Here is a 15042-nt window from a genome sequence, read left to right as displayed (position 1 = left end):
CACTATCGGCCGCCCGAGCAATTGCTTGGTTTTACTCACTCACGCAGAAGCCGTATGACCCGTTCCCCGTTCCGCCGTCTTGTTTTTGGCACCCTGCGCCGACTGCTCTATCTCTGGGTTCGCTCGGAGACGATCAACCAGTCGTCGTTCACCCTCAACCTCGACCGCAGTCGTCCGGTGTTCTACGTCCTGCAAAACCCTTCGCTGACCGACCTGGCCGTGGTCGACACCGAATGCAGCAAAGCCGGCCTGCCCCGTCCGGTGCTGCCTGTGTCGGTGGGTAATCTGGTGGAACCCGCCGCATTTTTCTACCTGACACCGGAGCCCGACTGGCTCGGCCGACAGGACAAACGTGGTGCGCCGCCCACCCTGACCCGCTTGGTCAGTGCCCTGAGCCAGAACGCCGCCGAAGACGCGCAGATCATTCCGGTCAGCGTGTTCTGGGGGCAGTCACCCGACAGCGAATCGAGCCCGTGGAAATTGCTCTTCGCCGACAGTTGGGCCGTTACCGGTCGCCTGCGTCGATTGCTGAGCGTCATCGTGCTGGGGCGCAAGACCCGCGTGCAGTTCTCGGCACCGATTCACTTGCGAGAGCTGATCGACCACAACAAAGGCCACGAGCGCACGGTGCGCATGGCCCAGCGGATCCTGCGGGTACACTTCCGCAACCTGAAAGCCGCGGTGATCGGCCCAGACATTTCCCACCGTCGCAACCTGGTCAAAGGCCTGCTCAATCAACCGCTGGTCAAGCAAGCGATCCTCGACGAAGCCGAGCGCGAGAACATCTCTCCGGAGAAAGCCAAGGCCCAGGCGCTGCGCTATGGCAACGAGATCGCTTCGGACTACACCTACACCGCGATCCGCTTCCTGGAAGTAGTGCTGAGCTGGTTCTGGAACAAGATCTACGACGGCATCAAGGTCAACCACATCGAAGGCGTGCAGAAAGTTGCCCAGGGCCACGAAGTGATTTACGTGCCGTGCCACCGCAGCCACATCGACTACCTGCTGCTGTCCTACTTGCTGTTCCGCAATGGCCTGACCCCGCCGCACATCGCCGCCGGGATCAACCTCAACATGCCGGTGATCGGCAGCCTACTGCGTCGTGGCGGCGCGTTCTTCATGCGCCGCACCTTCAAGGGCAATCCGCTGTACACCTCGGTATTCAACGAATACCTGCACACTCTGTTCACCAAAGGTTTCCCGGTCGAGTACTTCGTCGAGGGCGGCCGCTCGCGCACCGGGCGCATGCTGCAACCGAAAACCGGGATGCTGGCAATTACCCTGCGCAGCTTCCTGCGTTCATCGCGCATGCCCATCGTGTTCATTCCGGTCTACATCGGCTACGAGCGTGTGCTGGAAGGCCGAACCTACCTCGGCGAACTGCGTGGTGCGAGCAAGAAGAAAGAATCGATCTTCGACATCTTCAAAGTCATCGGTGCGCTCAAGCAGCGTTTCGGCCAGGTGGCGGTGAACTTCGGCGAACCGATCAAACTCGCGGAATTCCTCGACAGCGAACAGCCCGACTGGCGTAAACAGGAACTCGGCCCGCAGTTCAAACCGGCCTGGCTCAACGAAACCACCAACCGTCTCGGCGAAAAAGTCGCACAGCATCTGAACGAGGCGGCGGCGATCAACCCGGTCAACCTGGTGGCCCTGGCGTTGCTGTCCACCACCCGCTTGGCGCTGGATGATCGCGCCATGGCGCGGGTGCTTGATTTGTATCTGGCGCTGTTGCGCAAGGTCCCGTATTCGCCGCACACCACGCTGCCGGACGGTGACGGCCGGGCGTTGATCGAGCATGTGAAGGACATGGACCTGTTGTCCGAGCAAAGCGATGCCCTGGGCAAGATTTTGTATCTGGACGAGCAGAACGCCGTCCTCATGACCTACTACCGCAATAACGTGCTGCACATCTTCGCCCTGCCCGCCTTGCTCGCGAGTTTCTTCCAGAGCGCCTCGCGCATGAGCCGCGAACAGATCCTGCGTTACACCCGGGCGCTGTATCCGTACCTGCAATCGGAGCTGTTCATTCGCTGGTCGCTGGACGAGCTGGATGGCGTGATCGATCAATGGCTCGAAGCGTTCGTCGAACAAGGGTTACTGCGTTTCGAGAACGACGTCTACCTGCGCCCGGCGCCGAGTTCGCGGCATTTCGTGTTGCTGACGTTGTTGTCGAAGAGCATCGCCCAGACACTGCAACGCTTCTACATGACCGTGTCCCTGCTGCTCAACAGCGGCCAGAACAGCATCAGCGCCGAAGAACTGGAAGACCTGTGCACCGTCATGGCCCAGCGCCTGTCGATCCTGCACGGACTGAATGCCCCGGAGTTCTTCGACAAGAGCCTGTTCCGCCACTTCATTCAAACCATGCTGGATCTTGACGTGCTCAAACGCGACGAAGCCGGCAAGCTGAGTTATCACGAACTGCTGGGCGAACTGGCCGAAGGCGCGGCGAAACGGGTGTTGCCGGCGGAGATTCGTTTGTCGATCCGTCAGGTGGCGTTGCATCGCAGCGAAGATGCGGCGGATCAGGTCGCCCCTCAGCCCGAGGCTTAATGTAATCCCTGTGGGAGCGAGCTTGCTCGCGCCCACATTGACCGGAGATCGGCGATGAAAAAACTCTCTTTGTTGGCAATGACCACTTTATTGGGCGCCTGTCAGACGATGCAACCCGCCGCTAAAACCGCCCTCGATGGCGAAGTCTTCTACCTGCAACGCATTGCCCTGCCACCGAGTGCCACCTTAAGCGTCAGCTTGCAGGACGTGTCCCTGGCCGATGCACCTGCCGTGGTCCTCGACGAACAGAAAGGCCCGGTCAAAGGCCAGGTGCCGCTGCCGTTTCATCTGAGTTACGATCCGGCCCAGGTCAAACCCGGCCATCGCTACTCCGTCAGCGCGCGCATCGAAGTCGGCGGCAAACTGATGTTCATCACCACCGAACACCACGCCGTACAGCTGGATGGCAGCGATCCGCAGCCACTGAAAATCCGCGTCGACGCCATTCGCTAATGTCTCTTTTTTGAACAAGGAAGCCGCCATGCTCCGCCCTACCCTTCGCTTTGCCGGCCTGTGTGCAGGCTTGATGATCTCCGCCAGCGCACTGGCGCTGTCGCTCAATGACCTGTCGCAAAAAGACGCCACCGGTGGCCTCAAGGATGCCCTGACCCAAGGCGCGCAACTGGCCGTCAAACAACTCGGCACGCCAGGCGGCTTCAGCAACAACCCGGACGTGAAAATCGAACTGCCGGGCAAACTGGGCAAAGTCGCCAGCAAAATGAAACAGTTCGGCATGGGCGATCAGGTCACTGAGCTCGAAACCAGCATGAACAAAGCGGCCGAAACCGCCGTGACCCAGGCCCAGCCAATACTGGTGGATGCCGTGAAGAAGATGAGCGTCGATGACGCCAAAGGGATTCTCAGCGGCGGCAACGACTCGGCCACCCAGTACCTGAGCAAAACCAGCCGTGAACAGATTCGGGTCAAGTTTCTGCCGATCGTGAAACAAGCCACCGACCAGGTCGGCCTGGCCAAGCAATACAACACCTTCGCAGGCCAGGCAGCGACCATGGGCGTGCTGGATACCAAGAACGCCAACATCGAAAGCTACGTGACCGAGCAGGCACTGAACGGCTTGTTCGAGATGATCGGCAAGCAGGAAGAAGCCATTCGCAAGAACCCTGCGGCGGCGGCGACGAGTCTGGCGAAGAAGGTGTTTGGTACGCTTTAATTCCAGGCAATTGAAACTCGCAAAAAAGCCCACTGGTCTTTACAGGTCAGTGGGCTTTTTCCGTTTGCGCTACTGGTGCGGATCAACCTGATCCAGAACGCGATTTACCGATAACTCCGCCAGCGAAATCATCTGTTGAACCGCCAACATAAGATTGCATGTCGGTCCGTTCAGACCGAAGGCTAACTCACTGGCCATCACATTTGCCGAAGCGAGGGTTTCGCAGGCGTGAGCCAAAAGGGTTTCGGAATCAACGTTGGGGGCGATGACGAAAACCGAGCTGGGACGACGGTCAGCTTTAGCCTTTTTTTCGGGTGGTGGCGCCAAATAGTGATCAAGAGCGCGAATTGCCGCGTCGTGGAGTTTTTTGGAATCGAGAAAGGCGTAAGGGGAAACCGGGTCGGTTTCTTTTTCCAGTTCTGCTTCCGTGTCTGGAGGATTTGGGCTGTCTTTAATCATCGTGTAACTCCTGAAGTAGTGGAGCTGTCACCGTTCGCTGCGAAACGAACATAAGGTGGCAGCTGTACGCAGGTTCGCAGACCGGGACTTCAGGAACCCGGCAGACCCGAAGATCTCCCGCGCACAGCCGCCATAACACAGGCATAAAAAAACGCCCGCTTTCGGATGGTGGACGCTGTGCGTCTGAAGTTTAACCGGGCTGCGAAACCCGGTCGCTGCTTTTTGCAGCGACACCCAAAAGCCTAGAGATCGCGCTTCCGACAGACAACCTGAAAATTTCGTGGGAAGGTTCTGATGTTTTGGCAGATCTTTAAACATAGTCGCCTGCCAGATCGCCATCGCGGGCAAGCCCGCTCCCACAGGGTTTTGTGTCGTACACGGTATTTGTATTCAGAAGATTAACTGTGGGAGCGAGCCGGCTCCGGGCGGCGTTCCGACGAAAGCGGTCGTCCATTTGCGAAATGTATTGCCTGACACGACGCCATCGCGAGCAGGCTCGCTCCCACAATTTAGAGCGGTGAACGTCAGCAAGAGAGCGGGCGGCCCGAAGGCCGCCGAGATTACACCGACTCTTTCTTGATCCTGAACCACGCCGCATACAACGCCGGCAAAAACAGCAATGTCAGTGCCGTCGCCACGATCAACCCACCCATGATCGCTACCGCCATTGGCCCAAAGAATACGCTGCGAGACAGCGGAATCATCGCCAGTACCGCCGCGAGCGCGGTCAGCACAATTGGTCGGAAGCGTCGCACCGTGGCTTCGATGATTGCTTGCCACGGTTTGAGCCCGGCGGCGATGTCCTGCTCGATCTGGTCCACCAGAATGACCGAGTTACGCATGATCATCCCGGACAGTGCGATGGTCCCGAGCATCGCGACAAAACCGAACGGCTGACGAAACACCATCAGGAACAGCGTCACGCCAATCAGACCCAGCGGTGCAGTCAGGAACACCATCACCGTGCGCGAGAAACTGCGCAGTTGCAGCATCAGCAAGGTCAGCACCACCACAATAAACAGCGGCACGCCGGCCTTCACCGAGTTCTGGCCACGGGCCGAGTCTTCGACCGTGCCGCCGACGTCCAGCAAGTAACCGTCCGGCAATTCGGCGCGAATCGGGTCGAGGGTCGGCAAGATCTGCTGCACCAGCGTCGCCGGCTGTTCCTTGCCGTAGATGTCGGCGCGAATCGTCACGTTCGGCAGGCGATTACGGTGCCAGATGATGCCTTCCTCAAAGCCATATTCCAGCGTCGCGACCTGCGACAGCGCGACGCTGCGGCCGTTGTCGGTCGGCACCGCCAGGCTCGGCAACAACGACAGTTCGGTGCGCTCATGCAGGGTGCCGCGCAGCAGGATCTCGATCAACTCGTTGTCTTCGCGGTACTGGCTGACGCTGGACCCCGTCAGGGAGCTTTGCAGGAACTTCGACAGGTTCGCCGTGCTCACGCCCAAGGCCCGGGCGCGGTCCTGATCGACGTTCAGGTAGACGACTTTGCTCGGTTCTTCCCAGTCCAGATGGACGTTCGCCACGTGCGGGTTCTCGCGAACCTTGGCCGCCACTTTGCGGGCCAATGCGCGGACTTCCTCGATGTGTTCACCGGTCACCCGGAACTGCACCGGATAGCCAACCGGCGGACCGTTTTCAAGGCGTGTGACCCGAGAGCGCAAGGCCGGGAATTGTTCGTTGAGGGTTTCGATCAGCCAGGTGCGCAGGGTTTCACGCTCCTCAATGGTCTTGGCCAGGACGACAAACTGAGCAAAGCTGGCCGCCGGCAGTTGCTGATCCAGCGGCAGGTAGAAACGTGGCGAACCGGTGCCGACGTAGGCCACGTAGTTGTCGATACCGGCGTGATCCTTCAGCAAGGCTTCAAGGCGTTTGACTTCGTCGGCGGTGTTGCTCAGGGACGCGCCTTCGGCGAGTTTCAGATCGACCATCAATTCGAGCCGACCCGAGGCCGGGAAGAATTGTTGCGGCACAAAGCGGAACAGCACGATCGAGCCGATGAACAACACCACGGTCAGCACGATGACAGTTTTACGCCAGCGCACGCACCACTCCACCAAGCGCCTGACCCGTTGATAGAACGGCGTGCCATAAGGGTCGGGCTGACCCGTGCCATGTTTGGCGGCATGAATCTTCGCCAGGTCCGGCAGGAGTTTTTCCCCCAGGTACGGCACAAACACCACCGCCACAATCCACGAAGCCAGCAACGCGATGGTCACCACCTGGAAGATTGAGCGCGTGTATTCCCCAGTGCCCGATTGCGCCGTGGCTATGGGCAAGAATCCGGCGGCGGTAATCAGCGTGCCGGTAAGCATCGGGAACGCGGTGCTGGTCCAGGCGTAACTGGCGGCCTTGATGCGGTCGAAGCCCTGCTCCATTTTGATCGCCATCATTTCCACGGCGATGATCGCGTCGTCGACCAACAAGCCCAAGGCCAGCACCAACGCGCCGAGGGAAATCTTGTGCAAGCCGATGCCTAGGTAATACATGCAGGCGAAGGTCATCGCCAACACCAGCGGAATCGCCAGCGCCACCACCATGCCGGTGCGCACACCTAGGGAGAAAAAACTCACCAGCAACACAATCGCCAGGGCCTCCACCAACACCTGAACGAACTCGCCGACACCGGTTTTCACCGCTGCGGGCTGATCGGAGACCTTGCGCAGCTGCATGCCGGCCGGAAGGTTTTTCTGGATGCGGTCAAACTCGATCTCCAGCGCCTTGCCCAACACCAGAATGTCGCCGCCGTCCTTCATCGCGACGGCCAGACCGATGGCGTTTTCCGCCATGAAGCGCATTCGCGGCGCCGGTGGATCGTTGAAGCCGCGACGCACGTCCGCCACATCGGAAATACGGAAAGTGCGATCACCGACGCGGATCGGGAAGTTCTTGATCTCATCGACTGTCTGAAAATTCCCCGAGACCCGTAGCTGCAATCGCTCGCTGGTGGTTTCAAAGAACCCGGCCGTGGACACCGCGTTCTGCTCTTCAAGGGCTTGCTGCACGGCGGCCAATGGCAGACCGAGCGTGGCAAGTTTGACGTTGGAGAGTTCGATCCAGATCTTCTCGTCTTGCAGCCCGAGCAGATCGACCTTGCCCACATCCTTCACCCGCTGCAGCTGGATCTGAATGCGGTCGGCGTAATCCTTGAGCACCGCGTAATCAAATCCATCGCCGGTCAGCGCATAGATATTGCCGAAGGTGGTGCCGAATTCATCGTTGAAAAACGGCCCCTGGATGCCCGGCGGCAACGTATGCCGAATGTCACTGACCTTTTTGCGAACCTGATACCAAAGGTCCGGTATTTGCACCGAATGCAGGGAGTCACGAGCAATGAACGTCACCTGGGATTCGCCCGGACGGGAGAACGACACGATGCGTTCGTATTCCCCGGTTTCCATCAGTTTCTTTTCAATGCGCTCGGTGACCTGGCGCGAGACTTCCTGCGCCGTGGCGCCCGGCCAGTTGGTGCGGATCACCATGGCCTTGAAGGTGAACGGCGGGTCTTCGCTCTGGCCGAGCTTGGTGTAGGAAAGCGCGCCGACGACGGCCAGCAAGAGCATCAGGAACAGTACGATCTGGCGATTGCGCAGCGCCCATTCGGAAAGATTGAAACCCATCGGGGATTACTCCTTGTCCGCCAGATTGACCACGCGGTTGGAGCGATCCACCGGGCGCACTTGCTGCCCTTCAAGCAAAACATGGACGCCAGCGGCCACCACCCAGTCGCTGGCATTCAGGCCTTCGAGCACCGGGACGGTTTTTTCGCCGAAGGCACCGACCCGGACCGGGGTTTTCTTCAAGGTATTGTTGGCACTGACGACCCAGACATAGGTCGCGCCGTTTTCCGCCGTCAGTGCCGATAGCGGTACGGACAGCGGTATCACGTCAGTTGTCTGGACGAACACCCGGGCGCTCTGGCCGAGTTCGGCCGGGACCTTGCCGCCGGTGAATGAAATCCGGGCAGCGAAGGTGCGGGACTTTGGATCGGCAGCCGGCGACAGCTCACGGATGCGCCCGGCAAAACGCTGATCGGGCTGGGTCCAGAGTTCTACCGAGACGGGCTGGCCGACCTTGAAGCGGCCGAAGCTCTGCTCCGGCAAGCTGATCAACACTTCACGCTCGCCATCGGTGGCGAGGGTGAACACGGTTTGCCCGGCCGCCACCACTTGCCCGACTTCCACCGCACGCTTGGCCACCACGCCATCCTGGGGCGCTCGTAGCACCGCGTAGCTGGCCTGATTGGTCGAGACGTTGAATTCGGCTTTGATTTGCTTGAGGCGTGCTTCACCGGATCGGTAAAGGTTTTCGGCGTTGTCGTACTGCGAACGGCTGACCATCTGACGGTCCATCAGCGTCTTGTAGCGATCACGCTCGGCGCGCACCAGGCTCAGATTGGCCTCGGCGGCGGCCACTTGGGCACGGGTGGCTTCCAGTTGCAGGCGCACGTCCTGGGGATCGAGTTCGGCCAAAGGCTGATCGGCCTTGACCCGCTGCCCTTCTTCTACCAGTCGTCGACTTACCTTGCCGCCGATGCGAAACGCCAGGTCCGGCTCATAACGAGCCCGCACTTCACCCGGATAGCTTTCCATTGCCTGGGCCGAAGGCTCTGGCTGCACCACCATGGCCGGGCGGACAGTGGTTTTCGGCGCCTCTTCGTGGCCACACGCAGACAATAAAAACGCCAGACACACTGGCAACGCGAGGGGCAAGGCATAGCGGAACATGGTGAAGGACCTTTCGCTAATGGTGCTTGGAATAATTATACTGGCGAGTATGTTATTAATAGCAAACTCACCAGTCCAGTATTAAAGCGAAGAATGTCGAACAATCTTTCAGCACCCAACGGCCCGGGCCGCCCCAAGGATCTGGCCAAGCGCCAGGCCATCCTCGATGCGGCGAAAATTTTGTTTCTGAGTAATGGTTACGCCAGCACCAGCATGGATGCCGTGGCGGCTGAAGCCGGCGTGTCGAAGTTGACGGTCTACAGCCATTTCAACGACAAGGAGACGCTGTTCTCCGCCGCCGTGATGGCCAAGTGCGAAGAGCAGTTGCCCACGCTGTTTTTCGAGTTGCCGGATGGCATTTCGGTAGAAACGGTGCTGCTGAACATCGCACGCGGCTTTCACCAGCTGATCAACAGCGATGAATCGGTGAACCTGCATCGGCTGATAATGGCCTTGGGCAGCCAGGACCCGAAACTCTCACTGATCTTCTTCGAGGCCGGGCCGCAACGCATGTTGCATGGCATGGAACGGTTGCTGACCAAGGTTGATCAGAGCGGCGCGTTGAGCATCGATAAACCGCGCAATGCGGCCGAGCATTTCTTCTGCCTGCTCAAGGGCGCGGGCAATTTCCGCTTGCTGTATGGCTGCGGAGAGCCGGTGACGGGCGATGCGGCCGAGGAACATGTACGGGAAGTGGTGGGGTTGTTTATGCGGGCTTATCGACCAGAGACAGCCTGATAAGGCTTGGTTGTCTGGTCTGGCGCCTTCGCGGGCAAGCCTCGCTCCGACAGGTTTAACGCAGGCCCTGTAGGAGCGAGGCTTGCCCGCGAATGGTGCAACGCGGTCTTACGGCTTGAGCGCTTTCTTCGGATAAATGTCATACCGACTGGATTTGCCGTCCAGCGCATGACTGGGCTTGGGTCCGGCAATACACGGTGCCTTGCGCGGACGCTTGACCACCACCCGATGGCTGGCCAGTGCCAATGCGGCCTCGAGCAGTGCCGGCGCATCGGGATCATCGCCGACCAACGGCCGGAACAGACGCATTTCCTTCTTCACCAACGCCGTTTTCTCACGGTGCGGAAACATCGGGTCGAGGTAGATCACTTGCGGCGGCTCGCCTTCCCAGTTGCGCATGACCTCGATTGAGTTGCCCTTGAGCAACTTCATCCGCGCCACGATTGGCGCCACGTCGAAATCCTCCGCGCCACGGGCCAGTCCATCCTCGAGCAACGCGCCAATCAGCGGCTGACGCTCGATCAGGCTCATCTCGCAGCCAAGGCTCGCCAGCACGAACGCATCCTTGCCCAGCCCCGCCGTGGCATCCAGCACACGCGGACGCACGCCCTGGGCGATGCCCACCGCCTTGGCGATCATTTGCCCAGTGCCACCGCCGAACAACCGTCGATGCGCCGCGCCACCCTCGACGAAGTCCACCCGCACCGGCCCCGGTGCGTCCGGCCCCAGTTGTTGCAGCTGCAAACCTTGTTCGCCCACCTGCAAGGCAAACTCGCCGTCATCCACGTGCAAAGGCAAGCCCAGGCGTTCGGCCCACTGCTCGGCTTGTGGCTGAAACGCCGGGGCTGAGGCCTCGACATGGATGCGGCAGGCCGCAGGTTGCTCAATCATGGGAAAACACGCTCAAAAAATTAATGATCGGCAAAAACGGCCGATAACAAAACTAACGAGCATTTTGCCAGAGCTGAGCGTCGACCGAGAAAAATGTCAGGCATTCAATCCACATCCGTAGGCTACATATCGCGTCATGGCGATTATGGCCTGCGAAATTCCCAGGCACTGAGCGGCGTCAGTCACCTGTGGCAGGATTTTTTTGCCCAGGCCCTGGCCGAACAGTCGACGGATGTGGTGCCGGCGTGTGGCACGTTTCCTCCGGTTGATCTCGAAAGCCCGGTGGAGCCGACCGTCGGCAGCGAACTGCTGGCGCACATCGTCAGCCAACGCGAATGCGATGTGAAAGAAACCGAAGTCAAACCACCCGAGCCGCTGTTCTTGCCGATTGCCGAGTTCGAAATGGACCTGGCCGACAAGCCTTTCCCGCCGTTCCCGGCTGAAGAAATCGTCGCCCAGCAGAAGCAACAAGACTTTGAAAGTGGCTGGGTGCGGCCGATCGTGCTCACCGCCGGTCAGCCTGCGCCAGAAGCCGGCCCGGCACCACAACCGCGTCCTCTGCACTTGCCGATCGCCGAATTCGAACTCGACCTGCTGGACAAACCGTTCCCGCCGTTCTCCCCCGAAGAATTGGTCGAGCAACAAAAACACTTCGATTTCGATACTGGCTGGGCTCGCCCGATCGTCCTGCAAAATCTGCGCATCGCCGCCTGACCTTCAACAAAAGCCCTCAGCGACACACCCACCACGGCCCGACATCGACATGAAAGTGATTGCGATGGGCGGCGTTGTAGTCCGGGCTCAACACCACACTGAACACGCCACAGGCGCCATCGCGGACCTGGCGCAGAAACTGGGCGTCCTGATTATCCTTGGGCCAATCCTTGAGCACGCTGATGGAGCGACCATCCGCCAGGCGGAAACCGGCGATGTCCAGCGCATCGGCGCTGGCGTGCTGGCTTCGCCTGCCGTTTTCGCGGCCATAGACGTTGCGACAGGCGAAGCTGCCAAGATGATCGACCCGGCTGACAGGCTGCCCATACACCGCTTGCGCGGCGGGTTGCAGGGCGTGGTGCTCGAACAGGGCAAACGACACCGCCAAACGGCAACTGGCGAGAAAACTGCTGCTCAACGCCACATCGCCGCCCTGGACACGCAAGGTGTTGATCAATGGGCACGTCGCGCCGGGGCTGTCGGCCTGATGCGCAACGCGTAAACCGGAGCTGCTCAAGGCCTGATCACACAATTGCGGATCATCGCGCAGGCGCATCAGTTTGTAGCGTGTCAGAAAGTTCGGGGCGGCCTTCACGTCCAGCGGCGCCCAAGGGTTCCACTGGGGTGGCAGCGAGATCCAGCCGCGCCAGACGCTCACGCCCGCCGCACCGATCATTAACAGCATCAACAACAGCCACCACCGAAACCGCATCGTCAGCCTTTGAACAATTGATTGGCCTTGGCATATGGCATCGACCGTGACGTGAACCCAAAGGTGCCCGACGTCTTGATCTCTTCGGCCGCGCGGTAAAACTCGCCGTAGGCCGCCAAGGCCAGGGCCGAGCCGACGCTGATGCGTTTGACGCCCATCTCGCTCAATTGCTCCACCGTCAATTTGAGCCCCCCGGACATCAACACGTTGACCGGTTTCGGCGCCACGGCGCGGACCACCGCCAACACGTCTTCAGCGCTGCGCAGCCCCGGCGCGTACAACACGTCGGCGCCCGCTTCGGCGAACGCCTGCAAACGGCGAATGGTATCGGCCAGGTCAGGATTGCCGTGCAGAAAATTCTCGGCACGGGCGGTCAGCATAAAAGGGAAAGGAAGGCTGCGAGCCGCTGCGACGGCGGCTTCAATGCGCGCCACGGCATGTTCGAAACAGTAGATCGGCGCGTCTTCATGACCGGTGGCATCTTCGATCGAGCCCCCGACCGCACCGGCCGCCGCGGCCGCCAAAATGCTTTGTGCGCACTCAGCCGGGTCGTCCGCAAAACCGTTTTCCAGATCCACTGCCACCGGCAGATCGGTGGCCGCGACAATCGCTCGCACGTTCGCCAGCGTATCGTCGAGCGTCAACCCTCCATCAGGGCGTGCGTTGGAAAAGGCATAACCGGCACTGGTAGTCGCCAGCGCCTCGAAACCCAGGCTGGCGAGCATCTTCGCCGAGCCGGCGTCCCACGGATTGGGAATGACAAAAGCGCCCTCGCGTTCGTGCAGTGCTTTGAACGCCTGGGCTCGAAGGGTTTGCGCATCCATTGGCAGGCTCCTGAAAAGGGGAACGAATCCGCCTCAGAGCAGGCCAAGTTGCTCGGCGGCGGGTTCTCTGTATAGCTCAGGCAACGGCGGCAAGCCAGGCAAACGCACCATCAGTTTTGCGTGAAAACGTTGCGCCAGTTTGGCCGCCAGCAAGTTATCGGCAGTGTGCAGGAAGATGTAGGGTGTGCGGCCCTCTTCGATCCACAAAGCGATTTTCTCGACCCACGGCTCCAGAAACGGATCGTTCGCCTCAAGCTGCGGATGGCCGATGAAACGCACCTGCGGAAACTGGGTAAACGCTGCCGGACGTGGCGGCACCCTGGGCTTTTTCGATTGGGCGTGGAGGACCGAAGGATCGGTCGACGTGCAACTGAACAGGGCTCGCGGATCAAGGCAGATGCGTTCTACGCCCCGATCCAGCAGCAGACGATTGAGCCGGCGCTCGCTATCGCCTTTGGCAAAGAACTCGTCATGCCGCACTTCAACGGCCAGCGGTCGCTCAAGTGCATCGATGAAGCCGGCCAGTTCGGGCAATCGGTGTGGCGTGAAGCTTTTCGACAGTTGCAGCCACAGGGGCGAAACCCGTTCACCGAGCGGGCTGAGCAATTGCAGGAAGGTGTCGGCGGCGGTCAGTTGCTCGCGCAGGTCACCGCCGTGGCTGATGTCGCCGGGAAACTTGGCGGTGAAGCGAAAGTGTTCGGGCATGATTTCGGCCCAGCGCTGCACGGTGCTGGCAGCCGGGCTCGCGTAGAAGGTCGTATTGCCTTCTACGGCGTTGAATACTTGGGAATAGAGATTCAGGAAGTCAGCGGGCTTGGCATCTGGCGGATAAAGATAATCGCGCCAGGCGTTTTCACTCCAGGACGGGCAGCCGAGGTAATAAGGCAGCCGCATCAGATGTACAGGTCGAGGCCCATTACATCGGTATCCCAATCGACAAAACCGGCAGTGCTCAGGTAGCTGGCGAGTGCCGTGGCGACGCTTTTGCTCATGGCGCGGTGGTAGATCATGTCTTGCTGACGGGCCGGGAGATTGCTCAGGCGTTGCGCGGAAGCCTTGGCGGCACGGGCGGCCATTTGCTCTTCGGATGGGATTTCCAGCTCGCCGTCGATATCGACGTAGTCGTCATCCGCCACAGGGCCTTTGCGAGGCTTGCGCTTGAGGGGGTAGGACTGGGAGGAAAGGCCGTCTATACGCATAAGTACATGTCCGGTATCAGTAATGGCAGTTTAGTGGCACATAACCCACTTCGCAAACCACCGAGTGATAACTAGAACACAGAAATACGAAAAGGTTTAAAAGCCGGGGGATAAATCGACGATTGGCCGCAGTTGGAATGTCCATTGTGGCGAGGGAGTTTGCTCCCGTTCGGCTGTGCAGCCGTCGCAAAACCTGCCGGCTCGGTGTTGCTGATGGAATCCTGGGGTCGCTTCGCAACCCAACGGGAGCAAGCTCCCTCGCCACAACAGCATTGGGATCAACGCGCTTTCGGCGTCGCCACTTTGTCGCGCAGATAAACCGGCTGAGCCTCGTCCGCCACGATTGCCTCTCCACGCGCCCAGGCAAACCGCGCCAGCGTCAGCAGGTCTTCGGCGTGCGGCAGCATGCCTGCATCCTGCCCACTCAGATTGACAGCGATGCGCTCGGCATACCCCCACCCCGTGCCGGCGCCGAACCATTCGCCGCTGGCATCAGCCGGCAATGCGGCCACTTCCGGCGCCAACACCGCTTCATTGCCGACCAGGCGCATCTCCCCTGCCGTTTCGCGGTAGCACCCCCAATACACCTCATCCATGCGCGCATCGATGGCGGCTGCGACCTGGCTGACGCCGTGTTCGCGATAAGCCCGTTGTGCCAGTACCGCCAGGTTGGAGACCGGCAACACCGGGCGATCCAGCGCAAACGCCAGGCCCTGCACCACACCAATGGCGATCCGCACGCCGGTGAATGCGCCCGGCCCACGACCGAAGGCAATGGCATCAACCGCTTGCAGGGTGGTCCCGGCGTCGGCGAGCAACTGCTGGATCATCGGCAACAGCTTTTGCGCATGCAGGCGCGGGATCACCTCGTAATGGCTCGTGACCTTGCCGTCATGCAGCAAGGCAACGGAGCAAGCTTCAGTCGCGGTGTCCAGGGCCAGCAAGGTGCTCATCGATGTTTCCGTAAGAGAGGTCAGAAAAAGTGCGCCAGTATAAACAACTACGGCCCGCAAGCGGGCCGTAGAAGATGAAGCGATTCAGACTT

General features: G+C 60.1%; 14 protein-coding genes. 5 read left to right on the top strand and 9 right to left on the bottom strand.

Features of this window, described 5'->3' with window-relative positions:
- Nucleotides 1-54: 54 nt before the first annotated feature.
- The 3 genes from plsB to JIO00_RS05840 are packed head-to-tail and all read left to right on the top strand — an operon-like array spanning nucleotide 55 to nucleotide 3727.
- Nucleotides 55-2556, top strand: a complete 2502-nt coding sequence (gene plsB, locus JIO00_RS05850) for a glycerol-3-phosphate 1-O-acyltransferase PlsB (protein WP_077748320.1) — start codon at nucleotides 55-57, stop codon at nucleotides 2554-2556.
- A 54-nt stretch (nucleotides 2557-2610) separates the two neighbouring features.
- Entirely contained in the window at nucleotides 2611-3009 is a 399-nt protein-coding gene (locus JIO00_RS05845; RefSeq protein WP_010462866.1) for a YbaY family lipoprotein, read from the top strand.
- 28 nt (nucleotides 3010-3037) lie between these two features.
- Nucleotides 3038-3727, top strand: coding sequence for a DUF4197 domain-containing protein (locus JIO00_RS05840; protein ID WP_010462869.1), 690 nt, complete (start codon nucleotides 3038-3040; stop codon nucleotides 3725-3727).
- Between the two features lie 69 nt (nucleotides 3728-3796).
- Here the strand turns inward: JIO00_RS05840 and JIO00_RS05835 are convergent, their stop codons facing one another.
- From JIO00_RS05835 to JIO00_RS05825, 3 genes are all read right to left on the bottom strand, one after another.
- Nucleotides 3797-4186, bottom strand: coding sequence for a DUF6124 family protein (locus JIO00_RS05835; protein ID WP_077748318.1), 390 nt, complete (start codon nucleotides 4184-4186; stop codon nucleotides 3797-3799).
- Between the two features lie 560 nt (nucleotides 4187-4746).
- Complete coding sequence (locus tag JIO00_RS05830; RefSeq protein WP_200667790.1) at nucleotides 4747-7812, bottom strand: efflux RND transporter permease subunit; 3066 nt, start codon at nucleotides 7810-7812, stop codon at nucleotides 4747-4749.
- Between the two features lie 6 nt (nucleotides 7813-7818).
- A complete protein-coding gene (locus JIO00_RS05825; RefSeq protein WP_083374922.1) occupies nucleotides 7819-8919 on the bottom strand; it encodes an efflux RND transporter periplasmic adaptor subunit in 1101 nt (366 codons plus the stop codon).
- Nucleotides 8920-9012: 93 nt separating this feature from the next.
- Between JIO00_RS05825 and JIO00_RS05820 the strand changes: the two genes are divergently transcribed.
- Entirely contained in the window at nucleotides 9013-9657 is a 645-nt protein-coding gene (locus JIO00_RS05820) for a TetR/AcrR family transcriptional regulator (protein WP_083374923.1), read from the top strand.
- Between the two features lie 108 nt (nucleotides 9658-9765).
- Here JIO00_RS05820 and JIO00_RS05815 read toward each other — a convergent pair whose 3' ends face one another.
- A complete protein-coding gene (locus JIO00_RS05815; protein WP_010462878.1) occupies nucleotides 9766-10548 on the bottom strand; it encodes a class I SAM-dependent methyltransferase in 783 nt (260 codons plus the stop codon).
- A 93-nt stretch (nucleotides 10549-10641) separates the two neighbouring features.
- On the opposite strand from JIO00_RS05815, the gene JIO00_RS05810 reads away from it, so the two are divergent.
- The gene (locus JIO00_RS05810) at nucleotides 10642-11262 is read left to right on the top strand and encodes an energy transducer TonB (protein WP_077748315.1); all 621 of its coding nucleotides are present in this window, start codon (nucleotides 10642-10644) and stop codon (nucleotides 11260-11262) included.
- A 16-nt stretch (nucleotides 11263-11278) separates the two neighbouring features.
- Here the strand turns inward: JIO00_RS05810 and JIO00_RS05805 are convergent, their stop codons facing one another.
- The 5 genes from JIO00_RS05805 to tsaB all read right to left on the bottom strand — a co-directional run bounded on the left by JIO00_RS05805 (nucleotide 11279) and on the right by tsaB (nucleotide 14950).
- Nucleotides 11279-11974 carry an extensin-like domain-containing protein gene (locus JIO00_RS05805; RefSeq protein WP_077748314.1) on the bottom strand — a complete coding sequence of 232 codons (696 nt, stop codon included), beginning with the start codon at nucleotides 11972-11974 and terminating at the stop codon, nucleotides 11279-11281.
- Nucleotides 11975-11976: 2 nt separating this feature from the next.
- On the bottom strand, nucleotides 11977-12798 hold the full coding sequence (locus JIO00_RS05800; RefSeq protein ID WP_077748313.1) for an isocitrate lyase/PEP mutase family protein: 822 nt from the start codon (nucleotides 12796-12798) through the stop codon (nucleotides 11977-11979).
- A 33-nt stretch (nucleotides 12799-12831) separates the two neighbouring features.
- Nucleotides 12832-13692, bottom strand: a complete 861-nt coding sequence (locus JIO00_RS05795) for a DUF72 domain-containing protein (protein WP_102593523.1) — start codon at nucleotides 13690-13692, stop codon at nucleotides 12832-12834.
- Nucleotides 13692-13997, bottom strand: a complete 306-nt coding sequence (locus tag JIO00_RS05790; protein WP_010462890.1) for a hypothetical protein — start codon at nucleotides 13995-13997, stop codon at nucleotides 13692-13694. Before JIO00_RS05790 ends, JIO00_RS05795 begins: the two co-directional genes overlap by 1 nt.
- A gap of 278 nt (nucleotides 13998-14275) precedes the next feature.
- A complete protein-coding gene (gene tsaB, locus JIO00_RS05785; protein WP_010462892.1) occupies nucleotides 14276-14950 on the bottom strand; it encodes a tRNA (adenosine(37)-N6)-threonylcarbamoyltransferase complex dimerization subunit type 1 TsaB in 675 nt (224 codons plus the stop codon).
- Between the last annotated feature and the right edge of the window lie 92 nt (nucleotides 14951-15042).

This window comes from Pseudomonas sp. SW-3 (genome assembly GCF_016615645.1).
Lineage (GTDB): Bacteria > Pseudomonadota > Gammaproteobacteria > Pseudomonadales > Pseudomonadaceae > Aquipseudomonas > Aquipseudomonas mandelii.
The sequence above is the reverse complement of the archived record's forward strand: the minus strand, read 5'-3'. Positions and strand labels throughout refer to the sequence as shown.